The organism is Ruegeria sp. HKCCA0235A, assembly GCF_013033235.1.
In the GTDB taxonomy this organism is placed as follows: domain Bacteria; phylum Pseudomonadota; class Alphaproteobacteria; order Rhodobacterales; family Rhodobacteraceae; genus Ruegeria.
Genome location: NZ_WQDQ01000021.1, coordinates 1 through 17,217, shown reverse-complemented (window position 1 = coordinate 17,217; position 17,217 = coordinate 1). Strand labels below are relative to the sequence as shown.

29 protein-coding genes and 1 pseudogene are annotated in these 17,217 nt (G+C 56.0%); 9 read left to right on the top strand and 21 right to left on the bottom strand.

Features of this window, described 5'->3' with window-relative positions; genetic code table 11:
* The 6 genes and pseudogenes from tuf to GOW56_RS21325 all read left to right on the top strand — a co-directional run.
* Nucleotides 1–135 (top strand): annotated as a pseudogene (gene tuf / locus GOW56_RS21350) (elongation factor Tu); the annotation flags it as partial.
* A gap of 126 nt (nt 136–261) precedes the next feature.
* Nucleotides 262–2,103 (top strand): amidohydrolase, encoded by a 1,842-nt coding sequence (locus tag GOW56_RS21345; protein ID WP_171121051.1) that lies wholly within the window; start codon nt 262–264, stop codon nt 2,101–2,103.
* A 175-nt stretch (nt 2,104–2,278) separates the two neighbouring features.
* Complete coding sequence (gene rpsJ, locus GOW56_RS21340; protein WP_008756422.1) at nt 2,279–2,593, top strand: 30S ribosomal protein S10; 315 nt, start codon at nt 2,279–2,281, stop codon at nt 2,591–2,593.
* 15 nt (nt 2,594–2,608) lie between these two features.
* The gene (gene rplC / locus GOW56_RS21335; RefSeq protein WP_171207126.1) at nt 2,609–3,334 is read left to right on the top strand and encodes a 50S ribosomal protein L3; all 726 of its coding nucleotides are present in this window, start codon (nt 2,609–2,611) and stop codon (nt 3,332–3,334) included.
* Nucleotides 3,331–3,948 (top strand): 50S ribosomal protein L4, encoded by a 618-nt coding sequence (gene rplD / locus GOW56_RS21330; protein ID WP_171207125.1) that lies wholly within the window; start codon nt 3,331–3,333, stop codon nt 3,946–3,948. The genes rplC and rplD overlap by 4 nt, the downstream gene beginning before the upstream one ends.
* Nucleotides 3,945–4,241: a 50S ribosomal protein L23 gene (locus GOW56_RS21325; RefSeq protein WP_068348029.1), complete on the top strand. Its 297-nt coding sequence runs from the start codon at nt 3,945–3,947 to the stop codon at nt 4,239–4,241. The genes rplD and GOW56_RS21325 overlap by 4 nt, the downstream gene beginning before the upstream one ends.
* Nucleotides 4,242–4,333: 92 nt before the next feature.
* Here GOW56_RS21325 and GOW56_RS21320 read toward each other — a convergent pair whose 3' ends face one another.
* Nucleotides 4,334–4,771: a MarR family winged helix-turn-helix transcriptional regulator gene (locus GOW56_RS21320; protein WP_371807935.1), complete on the bottom strand. Its 438-nt coding sequence runs from the start codon at nt 4,769–4,771 to the stop codon at nt 4,334–4,336.
* Between the two features lie 101 nt (nt 4,772–4,872).
* Here GOW56_RS21320 and GOW56_RS21315 point away from each other — a divergent pair, with 101 nt between their 5' ends.
* Both GOW56_RS21315 and GOW56_RS21310 read left to right on the top strand, forming a co-directional pair.
* Nucleotides 4,873–5,343: a YceI family protein gene (locus GOW56_RS21315; RefSeq protein WP_254447278.1), complete on the top strand. Its 471-nt coding sequence runs from the start codon at nt 4,873–4,875 to the stop codon at nt 5,341–5,343.
* A gap of 149 nt (nt 5,344–5,492) precedes the next feature.
* The gene (locus GOW56_RS21310; RefSeq protein WP_171169125.1) at nt 5,493–6,173 is read left to right on the top strand and encodes a hypothetical protein; all 681 of its coding nucleotides are present in this window, start codon (nt 5,493–5,495) and stop codon (nt 6,171–6,173) included.
* A gap of 215 nt (nt 6,174–6,388) precedes the next feature.
* On the opposite strand, the gene GOW56_RS21305 is transcribed toward GOW56_RS21310, so the two are convergent.
* The 13 genes from GOW56_RS21305 to rpmC all read right to left on the bottom strand — a co-directional run bounded on the left by GOW56_RS21305 (nt 6,389) and on the right by rpmC (nt 11,697).
* Nucleotides 6,389–6,550: a DUF1127 domain-containing protein gene (locus GOW56_RS21305; protein WP_224859333.1), complete on the bottom strand. Its 162-nt coding sequence runs from the start codon at nt 6,548–6,550 to the stop codon at nt 6,389–6,391.
* 360 nt (nt 6,551–6,910) lie between these two features.
* A complete protein-coding gene (locus tag GOW56_RS21300; protein WP_152459163.1) occupies nt 6,911–7,294 on the bottom strand; it encodes a hypothetical protein in 384 nt (127 codons plus the stop codon).
* A gap of 117 nt (nt 7,295–7,411) precedes the next feature.
* Nucleotides 7,412–7,600: a 50S ribosomal protein L30 gene (gene rpmD / locus GOW56_RS21295; protein ID WP_008757946.1), complete on the bottom strand. Its 189-nt coding sequence runs from the start codon at nt 7,598–7,600 to the stop codon at nt 7,412–7,414.
* 12 nt (nt 7,601–7,612) lie between these two features.
* The gene (rpsE, locus tag GOW56_RS21290; protein WP_171121043.1) at nt 7,613–8,182 is read right to left on the bottom strand and encodes a 30S ribosomal protein S5; all 570 of its coding nucleotides are present in this window, start codon (nt 8,180–8,182) and stop codon (nt 7,613–7,615) included.
* A 115-nt stretch (nt 8,183–8,297) separates the two neighbouring features.
* Complete coding sequence (rplR, locus tag GOW56_RS21285) at nt 8,298–8,657, bottom strand: 50S ribosomal protein L18 (RefSeq protein ID WP_152459162.1); 360 nt, start codon at nt 8,655–8,657, stop codon at nt 8,298–8,300.
* An 11-nt stretch (nt 8,658–8,668) separates the two neighbouring features.
* Nucleotides 8,669–9,202, bottom strand: a complete 534-nt coding sequence (gene rplF / locus GOW56_RS21280) for a 50S ribosomal protein L6 (protein WP_152459161.1) — start codon at nt 9,200–9,202, stop codon at nt 8,669–8,671.
* An 11-nt stretch (nt 9,203–9,213) separates the two neighbouring features.
* Nucleotides 9,214–9,606, bottom strand: a complete 393-nt coding sequence (rpsH, locus tag GOW56_RS21275; protein ID WP_068340741.1) for a 30S ribosomal protein S8 — start codon at nt 9,604–9,606, stop codon at nt 9,214–9,216.
* 13 nt (nt 9,607–9,619) lie between these two features.
* On the bottom strand, nt 9,620–9,925 hold the full coding sequence (rpsN, locus tag GOW56_RS21270) for a 30S ribosomal protein S14 (protein WP_010437098.1): 306 nt from the start codon (nt 9,923–9,925) through the stop codon (nt 9,620–9,622).
* 19 nt (nt 9,926–9,944) lie between these two features.
* On the bottom strand, nt 9,945–10,505 hold the full coding sequence (gene rplE, locus GOW56_RS21265; protein WP_152459160.1) for a 50S ribosomal protein L5: 561 nt from the start codon (nt 10,503–10,505) through the stop codon (nt 9,945–9,947).
* On the bottom strand, nt 10,498–10,809 hold the full coding sequence (gene rplX / locus GOW56_RS21260; protein ID WP_171121045.1) for a 50S ribosomal protein L24: 312 nt from the start codon (nt 10,807–10,809) through the stop codon (nt 10,498–10,500). Before rplX ends, rplE begins: the two co-directional genes overlap by 8 nt.
* 2 nt (nt 10,810–10,811) lie before the next feature.
* Nucleotides 10,812–11,180, bottom strand: coding sequence for a 50S ribosomal protein L14 (gene rplN / locus GOW56_RS21255; RefSeq protein WP_039523372.1), 369 nt, complete (start codon nt 11,178–11,180; stop codon nt 10,812–10,814).
* Between the two features lie 75 nt (nt 11,181–11,255).
* The gene (rpsQ, locus tag GOW56_RS21250) at nt 11,256–11,486 is read right to left on the bottom strand and encodes a 30S ribosomal protein S17 (RefSeq protein WP_152459158.1); all 231 of its coding nucleotides are present in this window, start codon (nt 11,484–11,486) and stop codon (nt 11,256–11,258) included.
* A 4-nt stretch (nt 11,487–11,490) separates the two neighbouring features.
* The gene (rpmC, locus tag GOW56_RS21245; RefSeq protein WP_093965352.1) at nt 11,491–11,697 is read right to left on the bottom strand and encodes a 50S ribosomal protein L29; all 207 of its coding nucleotides are present in this window, start codon (nt 11,695–11,697) and stop codon (nt 11,491–11,493) included.
* 341 nt (nt 11,698–12,038) lie between these two features.
* Between rpmC and GOW56_RS21240 the strand changes: the two genes are divergently transcribed.
* Nucleotides 12,039–12,482: a GFA family protein gene (locus tag GOW56_RS21240; RefSeq protein ID WP_171207123.1), complete on the top strand. Its 444-nt coding sequence runs from the start codon at nt 12,039–12,041 to the stop codon at nt 12,480–12,482.
* Between the two features lie 77 nt (nt 12,483–12,559).
* Here the strand turns inward: GOW56_RS21240 and GOW56_RS21235 are convergent, their stop codons facing one another.
* The 7 genes from GOW56_RS21235 to GOW56_RS21205 form a co-directional block, all read right to left on the bottom strand.
* Entirely contained in the window at nt 12,560–13,180 is a 621-nt protein-coding gene (locus tag GOW56_RS21235) for a 2OG-Fe(II) oxygenase family protein (protein WP_171207122.1), read from the bottom strand.
* A gap of 234 nt (nt 13,181–13,414) precedes the next feature.
* Nucleotides 13,415–13,828, bottom strand: a complete 414-nt coding sequence (gene rplP, locus GOW56_RS21230; RefSeq protein WP_117872242.1) for a 50S ribosomal protein L16 — start codon at nt 13,826–13,828, stop codon at nt 13,415–13,417.
* Between the two features lie 12 nt (nt 13,829–13,840).
* Entirely contained in the window at nt 13,841–14,551 is a 711-nt protein-coding gene (rpsC, locus tag GOW56_RS21225; protein ID WP_117872244.1) for a 30S ribosomal protein S3, read from the bottom strand.
* On the bottom strand, nt 14,551–14,931 hold the full coding sequence (gene rplV, locus GOW56_RS21220) for a 50S ribosomal protein L22 (RefSeq protein ID WP_039538267.1): 381 nt from the start codon (nt 14,929–14,931) through the stop codon (nt 14,551–14,553). Before rplV ends, rpsC begins: the two co-directional genes overlap by 1 nt.
* Nucleotides 14,932–14,934: 3 nt before the next feature.
* Complete coding sequence (gene rpsS, locus GOW56_RS21215) at nt 14,935–15,213, bottom strand: 30S ribosomal protein S19 (RefSeq protein ID WP_068348022.1); 279 nt, start codon at nt 15,211–15,213, stop codon at nt 14,935–14,937.
* Nucleotides 15,214–15,216: 3 nt separating this feature from the next.
* A complete protein-coding gene (rplB, locus tag GOW56_RS21210; protein ID WP_170356688.1) occupies nt 15,217–16,059 on the bottom strand; it encodes a 50S ribosomal protein L2 in 843 nt (280 codons plus the stop codon).
* A 745-nt stretch (nt 16,060–16,804) separates the two neighbouring features.
* On the bottom strand, nt 16,805–17,217 hold a 413-nt coding region (locus GOW56_RS21205; protein ID WP_217358850.1), incomplete at its 5' end, for a hypothetical protein.

The following is a 17,217-nucleotide window of genomic DNA, read 5'->3' as shown; positions in this document are numbered from 1 at the left end:
GTCATGCCCGGCGACAACGTGTCGTTCGGCGTTGAGCTGATCGCGCCGATCGCGATGGAAAACGGCCTGCGTTTCGCCATCCGCGAAGGCGGCCGCACCGTCGGCGCCGGCGTTGTGTCGAAAATCATTGAATAATTCGCGCAAGCGAATGATCAGACGGAAAGGGCGCCCCGCGGGGCGCCCTTTTTCATTTTCGTAAACGCACACCGAGATGCTAGCCTTTTCCGTATTGAAGCATTGCAATTCGAAAGAGGTCATAAGATGCACGTATCGGCACGTTTACTCTGTCTTGTCGCAGCAATCGCGTTTTCATCAACCTCGGCATCGTCCCAACAAATCGCGGATCGCATTTATCTTGGCGGTCCAATCGTCACAATGAATGACGAAGGCCCCTCTGCCGAAGCGGTTGCAGTCAAAGACGGGCGTATTCTGGCCGTCGGATCGCTGTCTGATCTATCTGCGTATCAAGGTGATGGAACGGAAACCTTCGATCTGAACGGACGCGCGATGCTGCCGGGCTTTGTGGACAGCCACGGGCATGTTGTCATGGGAGGTTTGCAGGCACTGTCAGCCAACCTCCTCGCGCCGCCGGATGGAGATGTCGTTGATATCGCAAGCCTGCAATCAACGCTGTCCACCTGGGTCGCTGAGAATGCGGAAGCCGTTGAGCAGGTGAAAATGATCGTTGGCTTTGGTTACGACAACGCGCAGCTGAAAGAGCTGCGTCACCCGACACGGCAAGAACTGGATATGGTGTCCCAAGACTTGCCGGCCATCATCATTCATCAATCCGGGCATTTGGGGGTCGCAAATTCAAAAGCTCTGGAGTTGGCAGGTATCACCGCCACCTCAGAAGCACCTCCGGGCGGTGTGATTCAGCGCGATGAAGCTGGTGAGCCCAACGGCGTTCTGGAAGAATACGCGTTCTTTTCGGTTCTTGTTCCCATGCTTGGAAATCTGGGTGAGAAAGGCTTGGCGGCATTCGCGAAGGCCGGAACAGAGCTTTGGGCTAAGTTTGGATATACAACCGGACAAGAAGGCCGATCGTCCGGTGAGATTGTCGAGGTTCTCAGGAAAGTTGCAGCCGAAGAAGGGCTGCCCATCGACGTGGTCGCGTTTCCAGACGTTTTGGAAGCTCGGGAGTTCATCAGAGAAAACACATCCGCAGACTATGAGAACCGGGTCCGGGTTGGGGGTTGCAAGCTGACAATCGACGGTTCACCGCAGGGTTTCACAGCCTTGCGGGATCGACCCTATTACAATCCGGTTGGAAATTATGCCGCCGGGTATGCCGGATATGCCGCCATAACGATGGAGCAGCTTCAGGACGCGGTGAACTGGTGTTATGAGAACGGCTTCCAGATCCTTGTGCATTCCAACGGCGAAGGAGCATCCGATATGCTGATTGCGGCCCTTGAAGAAGCGCAGATCAAGTATGGCGACCCGGGCAACCGCCCCGTTCTGATACACGGCCAGTTTCTGAGGGAGGATCAGGTTGCCAGTTTCAAACGGCTTGGCGTGTTCCCGTCGCTTTTCCCGATGCACACGTTCTATTGGGGCGATTGGCACCGGGATCATACTGTGGGACCGGTCAATGCCGACAACATCTCACCCACGGGATGGCTGCGAGAAAGGGACATGATGTTCGGCACACATCACGATGCTCCGGTCGCGTTTCCCGACAGTATGCGGGTTCTTGCCGCGACGGTCACTCGCCGCACTCGTTCGGGCGACATACTGGGGCCGCATCAAAGGGTGGACGTCATGACTGCACTTAAGGCCATGACAATTTGGCCTGCGTGGCAGCATTTTGAGGAAAACGAGAAGGGGTCGATTGAAGTTGGAAAAGTTGCAGACTTTGTGATCTTGTCTGACGATCCCACGACGGTCGATCCAGAGACCCTAGCCGAGCTCAAAGTGCTTGTAACCGTCAAAGGTGATGAGGTTGTTTACAAAGCTGAAGAAGGTGTCAGAGAGGGAAAGATGCGTTTTTCTCCGTTTTCCAGTGATCCAGTTATTGCGCATCTTTTTCTGCACGCGGTTTACCAAGGAATGAAGGTCGAAAGTCCATGGTTAACCAATGGCGTTTCTGGAGGTGAATAGAAGGTTTTCATTCTGGCATTTGCCTCTTGCAAAAACGCTCAGGTCGCTATAGTACGCGCGGGTTCTCAATAAGAACATCAAGGCGGGGTGATTCCCGCCATTTGGGTTCGATGAGGGTTGGCGATGCGCGTCTGTCCTCCTCTCAACCCCAACGCCTGAATAAAAGGCTGTTAATATGCAAAGCCAAAACATCCGTATTCGGCTGAAGGCATTTGACTATCGCGTCCTGGATGCCAGCACGCAAGAGATCGTCAACACTGCCAAGCGGACCGGCGCGAACGTGCGCGGCCCCATCCCGCTGCCGAACAAGATCGAGAAGTTCACGGTTCTCCGTGGCCCTCACGTTGACAAGAAATCCCGCGACCAGTTCGAGATCCGCACGCACAAGCGCCTTCTCGACATCGTTGATCCGACCCCCCAGACCGTTGACGCGCTGATGAAGCTCGACCTCGCTGCTGGTGTGGACGTCGAGATCAAGTTGCAGTCGTAATCGGAGGGTATGAGAATGCGCTCTGGTATTATCGCAAAAAAAGTTGGCATGACCCGCCTGTTCATGGAAGACGGCAAGCAGATCCCTGTGACCGTTCTTCACCTGGACAACCTGCAGGTCGTTGCACAGCGGACCGCTGAAAAAGACGGCTACACCGCCGTTCAGCTGGGCGCCGGTGCTGCCAAGGCAAAACGCACCTCGAAAGCCATGCGCGGTCACTATGCCGCTGCCAAGGTCGAGCCCAAGCGTAAGCTGGCCGAGTTCCGCGTCTCCGAAGATGGCCTGATCGAAGTGGGTGCCGAGATTTCGGCAGAACATTTCCTGGAAGGTCAGAAAGTTGACGTTTCGGGTACCTCGATCGGTAAAGGCTTTGCCGGTGCGATGAAGCGTCACAACTTCGGTGGTCTGCGCGCCTCGCACGGTGTTTCGATCAGCCACCGTTCGCACGGTTCGACCGGTCAGTGTCAGGACCCGGGCAAGGTGTTCAAAGGCAAGAAGATGGCCGGTCACATGGGTGCTGCCCGTGTTACCACCCAGAACCTGGAAGTCGTCAAAACCGACGCCGACCGTGGTCTGGTCTTCATCAAAGGTGCCGTTCCCGGACCGAAATCGGGCTGGGTCACCGTCAAGGACGCCGTGAAGAAGAAAGCACCGGAAGGCCTGCCTTTCCCGGCTGCTGTGAAATCGGCTGCAACCGAAGCACCTGCGGAAGAAGCTCCCGCGGAAGGTGGTGAAGCATGAAACTTGATGTAATCAAACTGGACGGCGGCAAAGCCGGCGACATCGAGCTGAACGCCGATCTGTTCGGTCTCGAGCCGCGTGCGGACATCCTGCACCGTGTGGTCCGTTGGCAGCGCAACAACGCGCAGGCCGGCACCCACAAGGTCAAGACCCGCTCGGAAACCAGCTACTCGACCAAGAAGATCTATCGCCAGAAGGGCACCGGTGGCGCACGCCATGGTGACCGCAACGCGCCGATCTTCCGCAAGGGTGGCATCTACAAGGGCCCGACCCCTCGTTCGCACGGCCACGACCTGCCGAAGAAGTTCCGCAAGCTTGGCCTGCGCCACGCTCTGTCGGCAAAAGCCAAAGCAGGTGAACTGGTTGTGATCGAGAACGCCGAAGCCGAAGGCAAGACCGCCGCTCTGGCCAAACAGGTTGCAAACCTGGGCTGGAAACGCGCTCTGGTCATCGACGGTTCGACCGTGAACGAAGGTTTCCTGAAGGCGTCGCGCAACATCGAAGGTCTGGATATCCTGCCGTCGATGGGTGCAAACGTTTATGACATCCTCAAGCGTGACACCCTGGTGCTCACCAAAGCGGCTGTCGAAGCACTGGAGGCTCGTCTGAAATGAGCGCGAAGGCAGAACACTACGACGTGATCCGCAAGCCGATCATCACTGAAAAGTCGACCATGGCGTCCGAAAACGGCGCGGTTGTCTTTGAAGTGGCGATCGACAGCAACAAGCCGCAGATCAAAGAGGCCGTTGAGGCACTGTTTGGTGTGAAGGTCAAAGCGGTGAACACCACCGTGACCAAAGGCAAGGTCAAGCGGTTCCGCGGCCAGTTGGGCAAGCGGAAAGACGTCAAGAAGGCCTATGTGACCCTGGAAGAGGGTAACACCATCGACGTGACCACCGGTCTCTGATCGGACCCGTCGTTTAGAAAATCAGAACCCCCGCGCGAGCGGGGGTTTTTTTGTTTGGCACAGACTGTGTACTCTGCGCCCTTAGCGGCTTCCTATTCAGCTTGCTTGCGCGCGGTTTCGATGAAGGCCTGCCAGCCATCCGACTTGCCAAAGGCGCGCATCTTTTCGTGCAGCAAGGGGCCGTAGATTTCCCACATACGTTTTCGCAGCTCTTTCCCCTTGTCGGTGATCTTCAGGACTTTACCCCGCCGGTCACCGTCAAAGGACACAAATGTGATCAGTCCTTCTGCAACCAGGCGCCTGCTCAAATGGGACAGGTTTGATTGCTCGAATATGGTGTCCTGCGCCAGCTCGTAGGGGCGCAGTTGACCACCGTGCCGCTCGAGGGACCAAAGGATGTCGTACCATTTCAAAGGCGGTAGGCCAGCGTCTTTCAGGGCGGCACTGATTTCAAATTGGATGAGCCGTGTCGTCCGGTTCATTGCAACCCAGATGTCGGTTTCCAGTGCTGTTGGCAGATCACTCTTCACAACTTCGTGCTCTCCTTGATTCCGATTGCGGTTTCTTGCGCGTTCAATTAGATGAAAATTCAACTAATATCCAGCCCCTACCGGATGAAAGGAACTCAGCCATGAGCTTTAACTCTATGATCGCTGCCGTCGCCCTGACCGTTGCAGTGGCACCTGCCTTTGCGCAGACCTACAAGACTGACCAGGGGCATACAGAAGTCCGGTTCAGCTGGAGCCATGCAGGGGTGTCCACCCAGCATGGCGAATTCACCAAAGTCGAAGGTGTGCTGGATCTGAACGCGGATGATGTCGAGGCATCGACACTGAACGTGACGATCGACACAAACAGCCTGTCCTCGGGGTTTGGGCCTTTGGACGATCACCTTAAGTCGGCGGATTTTCTCGAGGTCGAAACCTATCCGGAAATCACTTTCGCCAGTACGGGAATTGAACGGACGGGCGACACCACGGCGGATGTGACCGGCGACCTGACCATTCATGGAGTAACCAAACCCGTGACCCTGAACGCCACGCTGACTCACCAAGGCCCGCATCCGCTGGGCGGTGCCATTGAATACTATCAAGGCGACTAGGTGGCGTTCTCGGCCGAAGCTGAGATTGACCACACGGAGTTTGGCGTCGGACCATTCTCAACCGGGCCGATCACCATCCTCATCGACACCGAGATGAAGGCTGACGGGTAAGAATGGTAAGTCAGCCCGCTGGCGCTACATTGAATGCTATGGCTGACTCAAAGAACACACCGCAGCATGGAAATAAGCAGCACACATTGCTACGACGCTTGCTAGGTGGTTTCGCGACCTCGGCAGTTCAAACCGACGAGGTCGCTTTCGTCTCTGATCCAACGGCTGAACGTGAGCAGGTGCTGGCGAAGATGCGCGCGTTTAACGGTGAGCCGTATTTCCAGATAGCCGATGAAAAGCTGGGGCTCTTGTCGGTATTCGATGATCTGAAATACGATCGGGCGGATGTGGACATGATCTCTCCGGCGATGCGTAAGCATGTTGTCACCAAGCTTGGTCCGCTGGGGTTTCGACAGATTTCCGGCACGGTACTGGAGCACGTGAAAGCCGACATGCGTGTACATATTCCAAAGTTCCACGCCCTCGGCGCGTCGCCCTTTGACATTACGCGCTACACAGACAAGCGCGCTCAGGATTATTGCCTGCTGACCCCGACGCAGGTGGCTTGCCAGTTCATCGATCACTATGTGCTGGACGACGCCGTGCAGCGGATCGAAGCGCTTGTTAAAAAGCACCCAATCAATCTGCTAAAGCTGGCGGATTATCTGGAAGGCAAACCCAAGCACCGTGCGTTTCGAGAAGTTCTCGGCCATATCAAGCTCAAACAGCGGATTGCAGTGGAGTCTGAACCACTCTGCCGCAGGCGGTCTTTGGGGTAGGGCGTCAGAAGGCCAGGGGTCAGGGAAACGTATGTTGCGGGAGCCCACGGTTGGAAAGCGCCGTAGAGCCGGATTTTAGCTCCGTACAGCGGCATTGTGATCTTCAGTGGGCCTATCCTGCTGTTACGCGTCTACTGGTCGTGCTGTGAGCCAACGCGTGATACAAAAAAAGGCGCCATTCGGCGCCTTTGTGTCTTGCTGCGGATTATCCGCGATTAAGAGCAGTAAACATGTTTGTGCGCAATATCTGCGATGTCGCAGCGGCGGATGCCGATGTCATCCAGTTCGCGGTTGGTCAGGCTTTGCAGTTCGCGGTATGTGCGCTGATATTCAGCGGCCCGTTTGCGTGCGGTTTTGATCCGTTCGATCATGTCCATGATCCGGGTGCCGAAGTTGAAGCCGGTATTTGTCAGTGTTGCGGTTGTCATTTCTGTGGTCCTTTCTCAAATCAGGGCGAATTCCCTGACGTTACCTTTTGTGTTCCTTGTTTGGACAAGGCTGAGATAGGGCTAATAGTTATCGCTAACAATACAGGTTTCGGTCTAGCCGCTATGCGTTTTCGGTATGACAAAGGTTGATCCCAACGCAATACGGATCGCGCAAGACATTCGGAATATTATGTACTTGCGTTAGAAGCACTCAGAAACTGCAGTAAGGGCGCTTCTCCTCTTGAACGCAGGCCGTGTGGCAGTGCTAACACCTTGCGATAAACCTGTACGAAATGCCCTAAAAACCGACTATTTCCTAATCTTCCCCTCGTATCGCTCTTTTTGTTCATTAACCAGAATCAGTTTGCCGTTGTTCACGACGTAAAGATCAAACCGGGGGTTTTGGTATCCAATGCAACGCATCCCGTTGTCATAGAATTTGTATGAGTTTGCTTTCCATGTTTGGCCATCCCTTTTGTAGGAATAGGTTCCGTCGGAAAAATATGTTTCTGTGTCTTTGCCAGTGTAAACGACTTTGCGTCCCGCAAGGTTGTTTTGGAGCCAGGCTGCATTCACTTTCTGGTCGCCGTCTGAGAAATAGCTTTTCGAAAGTTTTGGAGCCTTGTTAGGGCAGGCTGCGTGCGCTGAGACACCAATGGCCGTCGCGCAAAGCGCGGATAGGAACAGTTTCATCTTTTCTCACTCTTTAATCAAAATGGATCAAAACGAAACGTCAGACGCAGTTAAACGCAAGAAAAAACGCCCCTGAAAAATATCAGGGGCGTTTCGAACTCTGCGAAGATTTAGCGATTAGCCGCGTTCTTCGATGATCTCAACCAGATGCGGGATCTTGTTGACCATGCCGCGGACCGAAGGAGTGTCTTCCAGTTCACGGGTTTTGTGCATCTTGTTCAGGCCCAGACCGATCAAGGTAGCGCGCTGTTCAGCGGGGCGACGGATCGGGGAACCGATTTGCTTGACGACGATGGTTTTTGCCATGGGTCGCTCTCCTTATGCTTCTGCTTCAGCAGCAGCTGGTGCTTCTTCCCGCTTGGGCAGGATGTCGGCAACCTTTTTGCCACGACGCTGTGCAACCGAACGCGGGCTTTGCTCTTTCTGCAGGCCGTTGATGGTGGCACGGATCATGTTGTACGGGTTCTGCGAGCCCAGCGACTTGGACACAACGTCCTTTACGCCCAGCATTTCGAACACGGCACGCATCGGACCACCGGCGATGATACCGGTACCTTCAGGTGCGGTGCGCATAACCACTTTACCGGCGCCGTGACGGCCCTCGATGTCGTGGTGCAGGGTCCGACCTTCGCGCAGTTGCACGCGGATCATCTGACGCTTGGCTTGTTCGGTCGCCTTGCGGATGGCCTCGGGTACTTCTTTCGCTTTACCCTTGCCAAAGCCCACGCGGCCTTTCTGATCGCCGACAACCACCAGAGCGGCGAAGCCAAAGCGCTTACCACCTTTTACGGTTTTCGACACGCGGTTGATCGCAACCAGACGATCTGCAAATTCCGGTGCTTCCTCACGGTCGCGGCCACGGCCCCGACGGTTTTCACGTTCTGCCATTTGGCATCCCTTTTCTCATGTGGCGCATACGGCGCCGTTTCTTCAATCCAAGTGAGCCCCGACTGTTGCCGAGGCCCCCGGATCATCGGGGCGGATCGAAACCCGCCCGCAGGTCTTAGATCTTCAGACCACCTTCACGCGCAGCGTCGGCCAGAGCCTTCACCTTGCCGTGGAACAGGAAGCCACCACGATCGAAATAGGCCTCTTCGACGCCTGCCTTCTTGGCACGCTCTGCAATGGCCGCGCCGACTTTGGTCGCCGCATCGATGTTGTTTTTGCCAACAACGCCTAGATCCTTTTCCAGGGTCGAGGCCGAGGCCAGGGTCACGCCACGTACGTCGTCGATCAACTGAACAGAGATGTTCTTGTTCGAACGGTGTACGGACAGACGCGGACGACCCGCGTTGACCTTGCGAAGTTTGTTCCGAACGCGCAGGCGGCGCTTCAGAAACAGGGTTCTTTTGCTGTTTGCCATTGTGTTCGTCCTTACTTCTTCTTGCCTTCCTTGCGGAAGATGAACTCGCCCTTGTAGCGGATGCCTTTGCCTTTGTAAGGCTCGGGGCGGCGCCACTCGCGGATTTTCGCCGCGGTTTCGCCCACCAGCTGCTGGTCGATACCTTCCACAACGATCTCGGTCTGCTTCGGGGCGGTGATGGTGACACCTTCCGGAGCAGTGAAATCAACATCGTGGCTGTAGCCCAGGTTCAGCTTCAGGGTGTTGCCCTGCATCTGAGCCCGGTAACCAACACCCTGGATCTCCAGCTCTTTTTTGAAGCCGGTTGTCACACCGGTTACCAGGTTGGCAACCATGGTGCGGCTCATGCCCCATTGCTGACGAGCACGTTTGGACATGCCGCGGGGGTCGATCTTGACCACGTTGTCTTCAACCGACAGCGTTACGTCGTCGGTGGCGGTAAAGCTGCGGGTGCCTTTCGGACCTTTCACTTCGATGGTCTGACCCGACACAGTGGCGGTAACGCCGCTGGGCAGCTCGACCGGTTTTTTACCAATACGAGACATTGCAGACCTCCTTAGAAGACGGTGCAGAGCACTTCGCCGCCAACATTGTTGGAGCGAGCGTTTGCGTCCGACATCACACCTTTCGGAGTGCTGACAATCGACACACCCAGACCCTGACGGACCTGCGGGATGTCATTGACGCCCATGTATACGCGACGGCCGGGCTTCGAGACCCGCTTCAGTTCGCGAATGACAGGGGTGCCTTCGTAGTATTTCAGGCTGATTTCGATGGCCGGATGACCGTTTTCACCGGTCGTCTTTTCATAGCCACGGATGTAGCCTTCGTCCGCCAGCACGTCCAGAACCCAACCGCGCAGCTTGGAAGCCGGGGTGGAAACGGTGGACTTGCCGCGCATTTGCGCGTTGCGGATACGGGTGAGCATATCGCCGATAGGATCATTCATATCTATGTCTCCCTTACCAGCTCGATTTCACCATGCCGGGGATCTGACCAGCAGAACCCAGCTCGCGCAGCGCGATACGGCTGACCTTCAGCTTACGGTAGTAAGCGTGGGGACGACCTGTCAGCTGACAGCGGTTGTGCAGACGAGTGGCCGAGCTGTTGCGCGGCAGCTTCGCCAGTTTCAGACGCGCCTTGAAGCGCTCTTCCATCGGCTTGCTCTCGTCATTCGCGATTTCTTTCAGCTCGGCACGCTTTGCGGCATATTTGGCCACCAGGCGTTCGCGCTTCTTTTCGCGTTCGATCATTGCTTTTTTAGCCATGTCTCAATCCTCCCGGCGCTTATGCGTTGAACGGCATGTTGAACGCTTTCAACAGTGCCTTTGCTTCAGCGTCGGTTTTCGCTGTGGTGGCAATTACGATATCCATGCCCCAGACCTCGTCGACCTTGTCGAAATCGATTTCCGGGAAAACGATGTGCTCTTTCATGCCCATGGCAAAGTTGCCCTGACCATCGAAAGAAGGCTTTACACCGCGGAAGTCACGAACGCGCGGCAGCGCGATGGTGATCAGACGATCCAGGAATTCGTACATCCGGTCACCACGCAGGGTCACTTTTGCGCCCAGCGGCATGTCCTCACGGACGCGGAAGCCCGCGATCGACTTCTTCGCCTTGGTTGCAACGGCCTTTTGACCGGCAATCGCAGTCAGATCCTCTACCGCAGCTTTCGCTTTCTTCGAGTCTTTGACGGCCTCGGCACCACAGCCGATGTTCAGAACGATCTTCTCCAGCTTGGGCAGCTGCATGTCGTTCTTGTAACCGAACTCTTCTTTCAGAGCGGCACGGATGGTTTCAACGTACTGAGTTTTCAGACGCGGGGTGTAGGTTGCGTTATCAAGCATCGATTACGTCCCCTGTGGTCTTGGCGAAGCGGACCTTCTTTTCACCTTCCATGCGGAAGCCAACGCGGGTCGCTTTGCCGTTCTTGTCCAGCAGTGCCAGGTTCGACAGGTCGATCGGGTTTGCCTGAGGCAGACGACCACCTTGCGAGTTCTGCGACTGGCGGGTGTGACGGATGGCGATGTTGATGCCATCAACAACAGCTTTTCCGGCTTTGGGGTCAACCGAGGAAATGGTGCCCTCTTTGCCCTTGTCCTTGCCGGCCAGCACGACGACCTTGTCGCCTTTGCGGAGTTTAGCAGCCATGATTACAGCACCTCCGGAGCCAGCGAGATGATTTTCATGAAGTTCTTGCCGCGCAGTTCACGAACAACGGGGCCAAAGATACGGGTACCGATCGGCTCGTTGTTGTTGTTCAGGATGACGGCGGCGTTGCGATCGAAACGGATCGCGGTGCCGTCTTCGCGACGGACTTCCTTGGCGGTGCGTACGACGACGGCCTTGCGGACGTCACCTTTCTTCACGCGACCGCGCGGGATGGCTTCCTTCACCGAGACGACAATGATGTCGCCGACGGAGGCGTATTTACGCTTGGAACCACCCAGGACCTTGATGCACTGAACTCGGCGAGCGCCGGAGTTGTCAGCGACATCCAGATTGGTCTGCATCTGGATCATGTGGTTTCTCCCGACCTGTGGGGGCTGGTCTTGTTAATTCCCCCAGGGTTTCGACAAATGGAAAATTCTGGGGGCTTACGCCTCCAGAACCTCCCAACGTTTCGTCTTCGATTTCGGCGCGCATTCGATGATGCGTACAGTGTCGCCGACCTTGAAGGCGTTCTTTTCGTCATGAGCCCGGTATTTCTTGGACTTACGAACGGTCTTGTGCAGCAGCGGGTGCTTGAAACGGCGTTCAACCGAAACAGTCACGGTCTGCTCGTTGGCGTCGCTGGTTACTACTCCGGACAGGATACGCTTGGGCATGGGATTACTCCTCCGATGCCGCAGCAGCGGCCTTTTCGTTCAGAATGGTTTTGACGCGGGCAGCATTGCGGCGGGCCGCTTTGATGCCGGCTGTGTTTTCCAGCTGACCGGTTGCCTGTTGAAAGCGCAGGTTAAAGCTTTCTTTCTTCAGGTTGGCCAGTTCCTCGCGGAGCTGGTCCGGGGTCTTTTCACGCAGTTCTTGGGCGTTCATCGCCTTTTTCCTTTGCTCAAAACACCAGAAGGCCCCGTACACGGGTCACCTTGGACCTGGTGGATGAATGATAGACATGCGAATCCCCCGACTCAGCCGGGGGACACGCAGGATGACGCCGTATAAGGGTTTAGGGAGTGGGGGGCAAGGGAAAGTTTGACGTCTTCTTTAAGGCGAGGGAATTGGATGCTCTCGGTCGCCGAACGGGTTACCAATCACGAAACTTCCGCGAAGTATTCCTCATCCAAACTCAGGCCAAGGTCTGTATTGCCAACGGGCCGCGTTCGGCGCCCAATAGAACAGGCCCACAAAGGTTTGAAGTTCACAGAGGAGGTAAGAAAATGACCAGCCCTTATTCAGGAGGATGTGAACACGTCAAGATAGTCGCGACGGCAGAACCGATAGACAACCATGAATGCCACTGTGATGTCTGTAAGTCCGTGACCGGACAGCACACAACCCATGTTGCGTTCTTTAACTACAGAGACCTGTCAGCAGACCCCGAAGATAAGATGAACCGTCAACCATTCAACGCCAACAATCCCGATGGCCCTTTAGAGCTTTGCACCTGTTCTGAGTGCGGGGCCGCGCTGATGCTGGATGATAAGCAAAAACGCATACGCGTGGCTGTACCCAACGTGATGGGGTATGATGACAGCAAGTTTCCTGCAGCGACTTACCACGCGTTTTACGATGACAGCAAAGGGTACCCCAAGCCTGATGACGGACGACCGGTATATGAAGCGTTCCGTCCAGAATTTTCTTGGCCTTCACCTGCCGCCTGACAGGGCTTTCGTTCATTCTGGGCGGAGTGCTAACGGTGTTCGCCTGCATTCAAGATGCCGTTATTCGGTGGGAGCGTTCAGTCCCACCGATAGTTAAAACTGACAGATATCCGCTCTTCCTCGGCCATGTTCATCGGGACCTCGTGGCGAAGCCAGCTTTCCCAAAGCAGGACATCCCCCACCTGCGGTTTCATGTAGATGAATGGCTGCAAATCCCGCCGCCCGCCTTTCAGGCGCGTCGGCGCGGCCATCATGCGGCCTGAACGGGGGTCCTCCAGTTTCAGCGCGCTCGCCCCTTCGGGCATCGCTACATACGTCGTGCCCGAGATCACGCTGTGCGGGTGCAGGTGGCTGGAGTGCATGCCACCCTCGGGCAGAATGTTGATCCACAGGTCTTCCAGCTTCAGCTCGCCCTCTCCCAGATCAAACTCCAGATCCTTGGCAAAGGCTGCGACATGCTGGTCCAGTGCAGTGACCAGATCGGCGAAGATCGGGAAACGCCAGGGCAGATCGGTCAGCGAGGCATAGCTGGTGTAGCCGGGATAGCCGTTTTCCTCACACCACTCCTGCCCGGCCTCGTCATCCTCGGCGATGACAAGGCAGGAGTTTTCCAACTCTTCCGCATCGATCGCGTGACCGAACTCGGACAGGACTGCGCGATAAAGACGGGTTACGAAGAGTGATTCAATATGTGCCATAGCGCCCTCTTAACCCAGCTTCATCGCGATTGCGATGGCTCATTTGCGAGGCTCTGCCTCGCGCTCCAGGATATTTTTTGCCAGATGAAATCCGGATCCCCTGCTTCATCTGGCGCTAAATATCCCGGGGGAGTCGCGGCTTGCCGCGGCGGGGGCAGCGCCCCCAAATGATAACCCCCGCCGGTTTCCCGACGGGGGTCAATTTTGTTACGAGCGGGGAAACCCCCGGATCGCTTACCAGTCTTCGCGAACCACGACGCGGGTCTTGATCGGCAGCTTCATCGCGGCAAGGCGCAGGGCCTCGCGGGCGATGTCGTCATTGACGCCGTCGATCTCGAACATCACGCGGCCGGGCTTGACCTTGCAAACCCAGCGGTCCACCGAACCCTTACCTTTACCCATACGAACTTCGATCGGCTTTGCAGTGACCGGAGTGTCGGGGAAGATACGGATCCAGACACGACCCTGACGTTTCATGTGACGGGTCATGGCACGACGTGCAGCTTCGATCTGACGTGCGGTGACGCGCTCGGGTTGCAGGGCTTTCAGACCGTAGGTGCCAAAGTTCAGATCAGAGCCGCCCTTGGCTTCGCCCTTGATCCGGCCTTTGTGCATCTTGCGGAATTTAGTACGCTTTGGTTGAAGCATATCTTTCCCTCCTTAGCGACGACCGCCACCAGCACCACGAGGTGCAGGGCCGTCCTGGAGTTCCTGTGCTTTACGGTCACGTGCCTGCGGATCGTGCTCCATGATCTCACCTTTGAAGATCCAGACCTTGATCCCGATGATCCCGTAAGGAGTCATCGCTTCGGCATGTGCGTAATCGATGTCGGCACGCAGGGTATGCAGAGGCACGCGGCCTTCGCGATACCATTCGGTCCGTGCGATTTCGGCGCCGCCCAGACGGCCAGCGACGTTCACCCGGATACCCAGGGCGCCCATGCGCATGGCGTTCTGAACCGAGCGCTTCATTGCGCGACGGAACGAAACACGACGTTCCAGCTGCTGAGCGATCGACTCGGCAACCAGCTGCGCGTCAAGCTCGGGCTTGCGCACTTCGACGATGTTCAGGTGCAGTTCGCTGTCGGTCATACCAGCAAGCTTTTTGCGCAGAACTTCGATGTCTGCACCTTTCTTGCCGATGATGACACCCGGACGTGCGGTGTGGATCGTTACGCGGCACTTCTTGTGCGGACGTTCGATGATCACACGTGCAACACCGGCCTGCTTGCACTCTTTCTGAATGAACTCACGGATCTTGATGTCTTCCAGCAGAAGATCACCGTAATCCTTGGTGTCAGCGTACCAGCGGCTGTCCCAGGTGCGGTTGACCTGAAGGCGCATGCCGATCGGATTGACTTTATGTCCCATTAGGCTTGCTCCTCAACTTGACGCACCTTGATGGTGATCTCCGAGAACGGCTTCATGATCTTGCCGAAACGGCCACGGGCACGCGGGCGACCGCGCTTCATGACCAGGTTCTTGCCAACCCAAGCTTCGGCGACGATCAGTTCGTCAACGTCCAGGTTGTGGTTGTTTTCGGCATTCGCGATTGCGGACTGCAGGCACTTCTTGACGTCCTGCGCGACACGCTTGTTCGAGAAAGTCAGGTCGGTCAGAGCCTTCTCGACTTTCTTGCCGCGGATCATTTGCGCAACTAGGTTCAGTTTCTGCGGGCTGGTGCGAAGCATGCGAGTTTTCGCCATTGCTTCGTTTTCAGCCACGCGGCGGGGGTTCTTTTCCTTGCCCATGACTTACTTCCGCTTCGCTTTTTTGTCTGCGGCGTGACCATAGTAGGTACGAGTTGGCGAGTATTCACCGAACTTCTGACCAATCATGTCTTCCGTGACGTTTACCGGGATATGCTTCTGGCCATTGTACACACCAAAGGTCAGACCCACGAATTGGGGCAGAATGGTGGAACGACGCGACCAGATCTTGATGACTTCGTTGCGGCCCGACTCGCGCGCTGCTTCGGCTTTTTTCAGCACATAAGCATCGACGAAAGGACCCTTCCAAACAGAGCGAGACATAGATTAACGTCCCTTCTTCTTGGCGTGCCGCGAGCGGATGATCAGCTTCTGGGACGCTTTGTTCTTGTTGCGGGTACGCTTACCCTTGGTGTCCTTACCCCACGGTGTAACCGGTGTACGGCCACCCGAGGTACGACCTTCACCACCACCGTGCGGGTGATCGATCGGGTTCATTGCAACACCACGAACCGACGGACGAACGCCTTTGTGGCGCATACGACCGGCTTTGCCGAGGTTCTGGTTGCTGTTGTCGGGGTTGGACACGGCACCGACGGTGGCCATGCATTCCTGACGGACCATGCGCAGTTCGCCCGAGCTCAGACGGATCTGAGCGTAGCCGCCATCGCGACCAACGAACTGAGCGTAAGTACCGGCCGCACGTGCGATCTGACCGCCTTTACCAGGCTTCATCTCGATGTTGTGGACGATGGTACCGATGGGCATGCCCGAGAACGGCATTGCGTTGCCCGGCTTGATGTCAGCTTTTGCCGACGCGATGACCTTGTCACCAACAGCCAGACGCTGCGGAGCCAGGATATAGGCCTGCTCGCCGTCTTCGTATTTTACCAGTGCGATGAATGCGGTCCGGTTCGGGTCGTATTCGATCCGCTCGACGGTTGCCGCGACATCAAATTTGTTCCGTTTGAAGTCAACGATCCGGTAGAGACGCTTTGCGCCACCGCCGCGGCGGCGTGAAGTGATCCGTCCGGTGTTGTTCCGGCCGCCCGATTTGGTCAAACCCTCAGTGAGAGACTTGACCGGACGTCCTTTCCAAAGCTCCGAACGGTCGATCAGCACCAGCCCGCGCTGGCCCGGCGTCGTCGGCTTGTACGACTTGAGTGCCATGCTTTCTGTCTTCCGTTTAGCAAGTGCGAGGGGGTTCCCCGCTATGTGAGAGGCCCCCGTAGGTGCCAAGGGTATAGGGCCCCGAAGGTCCCCGGTTCAAAATATCTAAGGCCCCGGAACGAATCCGAGGCCGCAAGATTGGGTGCATTTAGCAGTGTTGGGACCGGGTGACAAGAGAGAGTGTCAAACTTCTTCTGTGGCCGTGAAAACCGCACCCTGGCCAAACGCGTCGTGGTTTGCGGCCGGGATGCTAAACCCAGAAATGCACGAATTGTTGCTGAAACTCACAGAGCGTGAACAGGACCTGACAGAAAAGGTTGAAATCGTTTCCTTTGAACTTTGGTGCAGTGCACTCCGATCGGAAGGTTCGGAGACCGGGCTTATAGGTGTCGGGTCGGAAGGTTTCGCGGAAACCGATCTGGCAAAGTGCTGCCCCGGCAATCAGTCCGATGTATTTTATGTTGAGCCGCTGCTGCTTGGCGGTCGCATTCATGAGCGGGCTGGGGAAGCACACTACCGAGTGACCGTAATCGTCAATCTATCGCGATATTCGCGCAGGCCGGGTTGATCCGGAGTGGAGTGATGTGGTCACCGAAGGGGCGTTCGGAGAGCCGTAGGATGGGGTTTCACCCCATCATTTGAGAGGTTGGAGTTTGGAAGTGATTTGGTGCGCGGGAACAGATCGTGCGAGTTTTCGGGTATGATCGTTGAGTGAGTGATGGGGTGAAACCCCATCCTACGCTTGCTAAAGATTAAGTGATTTTACGATGTAGTCTTCAAACGAGGCCCACAACGCCATCAAATCTTCGTCTGAGGGCATGAATGTTTTGCTGTGAATGGCGCGGTTTAGCGCTTCGAGTTCTCTCGGAGACCTTGTGTCACCGAGGTGTCTCTCGAGATCGCGAAAAGCCTTGTCATCGATCATACCAATGTCGGCAAGATGCTTGCCAATACCTCGTACTCTCGCCGCAAGTTTGTTATTGGCATTCACTGTTGTTTTTGAAATTGCCCAATCTGTAGAAAGTTCAATGAGTGATCTGAAAACAATAGCAATGGCGATTGGGTTCTTTGAGAATTTGAGTGAGCCTCCCCAACTGAACGGGTCCACCGTTATGTTTAGGAAACGGAGGACTGAGAATGGCAAACAAGCGACCGAAG

What these genes read in the sequence shown, in the direction of transcription:
- GOW56_RS21345 (WP_171121051.1), top strand. Translation starts at nt 262, where the DNA reads ATGCACGTATCGGCACGTTTACTCTGTCTTGTCGCAGCAATCGCGTTT.
- rpsJ (WP_008756422.1), top strand. Translation starts at nt 2,279, where the DNA reads ATGCAAAGCCAAAACATCCGTATTCGGCTGAAGGCATTTGACTATCGC.
- rplC (WP_171207126.1), top strand. Translation starts at nt 2,609, where the DNA reads ATGCGCTCTGGTATTATCGCAAAAAAAGTTGGCATGACCCGCCTGTTC.
- rplD (WP_171207125.1), top strand. Translation starts at nt 3,331, where the DNA reads ATGAAACTTGATGTAATCAAACTGGACGGCGGCAAAGCCGGCGACATC.
- GOW56_RS21325 (WP_068348029.1), top strand. Translation starts at nt 3,945, where the DNA reads ATGAGCGCGAAGGCAGAACACTACGACGTGATCCGCAAGCCGATCATC.
- GOW56_RS21315 (WP_254447278.1), top strand. Translation starts at nt 4,873, where the DNA reads ATGAGCTTTAACTCTATGATCGCTGCCGTCGCCCTGACCGTTGCAGTG.
- GOW56_RS21310 (WP_171169125.1), top strand. Translation starts at nt 5,493, where the DNA reads ATGGCTGACTCAAAGAACACACCGCAGCATGGAAATAAGCAGCACACA.
- GOW56_RS21305 (WP_224859333.1), bottom strand. Translation starts at nt 6,550, where the DNA reads ATGGACATGATCGAACGGATCAAAACCGCACGCAAACGGGCCGCTGAA.
- GOW56_RS21300 (WP_152459163.1), bottom strand. Translation starts at nt 7,294, where the DNA reads ATGAAACTGTTCCTATCCGCGCTTTGCGCGACGGCCATTGGTGTCTCA.
- rpmD (WP_008757946.1), bottom strand. Translation starts at nt 7,600, where the DNA reads ATGGCAAAAACCATCGTCGTCAAGCAAATCGGTTCCCCGATCCGTCGC.
- rpsE (WP_171121043.1), bottom strand. Translation starts at nt 8,182, where the DNA reads ATGGCAGAACGTGAAAACCGTCGGGGCCGTGGCCGCGACCGTGAGGAA.
- rplR (WP_152459162.1), bottom strand. Translation starts at nt 8,657, where the DNA reads ATGGCAAACAGCAAAAGAACCCTGTTTCTGAAGCGCCGCCTGCGCGTT.
- rplF (WP_152459161.1), bottom strand. Translation starts at nt 9,202, where the DNA reads ATGTCTCGTATTGGTAAAAAACCGGTCGAGCTGCCCAGCGGCGTTACC.
- rpsH (WP_068340741.1), bottom strand. Translation starts at nt 9,606, where the DNA reads ATGAATGATCCTATCGGCGATATGCTCACCCGTATCCGCAACGCGCAA.
- rpsN (WP_010437098.1), bottom strand. Translation starts at nt 9,925, where the DNA reads ATGGCTAAAAAAGCAATGATCGAACGCGAAAAGAAGCGCGAACGCCTG.
- rplE (WP_152459160.1), bottom strand. Translation starts at nt 10,505, where the DNA reads ATGCTTGATAACGCAACCTACACCCCGCGTCTGAAAACTCAGTACGTT.
- rplX (WP_171121045.1), bottom strand. Translation starts at nt 10,809, where the DNA reads ATGGCTGCTAAACTCCGCAAAGGCGACAAGGTCGTCGTGCTGGCCGGC.
- rplN (WP_039523372.1), bottom strand. Translation starts at nt 11,180, where the DNA reads ATGATCCAGATGCAGACCAATCTGGATGTCGCTGACAACTCCGGCGCT.
- rpsQ (WP_152459158.1), bottom strand. Translation starts at nt 11,486, where the DNA reads ATGCCCAAGCGTATCCTGTCCGGAGTAGTAACCAGCGACGCCAACGAG.
- rpmC (WP_093965352.1), bottom strand. Translation starts at nt 11,697, where the DNA reads ATGAACGCCCAAGAACTGCGTGAAAAGACCCCGGACCAGCTCCGCGAG.
- GOW56_RS21240 (WP_171207123.1), top strand. Translation starts at nt 12,039, where the DNA reads ATGACCAGCCCTTATTCAGGAGGATGTGAACACGTCAAGATAGTCGCG.
- GOW56_RS21235 (WP_171207122.1), bottom strand. Translation starts at nt 13,180, where the DNA reads ATGGCACATATTGAATCACTCTTCGTAACCCGTCTTTATCGCGCAGTC.
- rplP (WP_117872242.1), bottom strand. Translation starts at nt 13,828, where the DNA reads ATGCTTCAACCAAAGCGTACTAAATTCCGCAAGATGCACAAAGGCCGG.
- rpsC (WP_117872244.1), bottom strand. Translation starts at nt 14,551, where the DNA reads ATGGGACATAAAGTCAATCCGATCGGCATGCGCCTTCAGGTCAACCGC.
- rplV (WP_039538267.1), bottom strand. Translation starts at nt 14,931, where the DNA reads ATGGGCAAGGAAAAGAACCCCCGCCGCGTGGCTGAAAACGAAGCAATG.
- rpsS (WP_068348022.1), bottom strand. Translation starts at nt 15,213, where the DNA reads ATGTCTCGCTCTGTTTGGAAGGGTCCTTTCGTCGATGCTTATGTGCTG.
- rplB (WP_170356688.1), bottom strand. Translation starts at nt 16,059, where the DNA reads ATGGCACTCAAGTCGTACAAGCCGACGACGCCGGGCCAGCGCGGGCTG.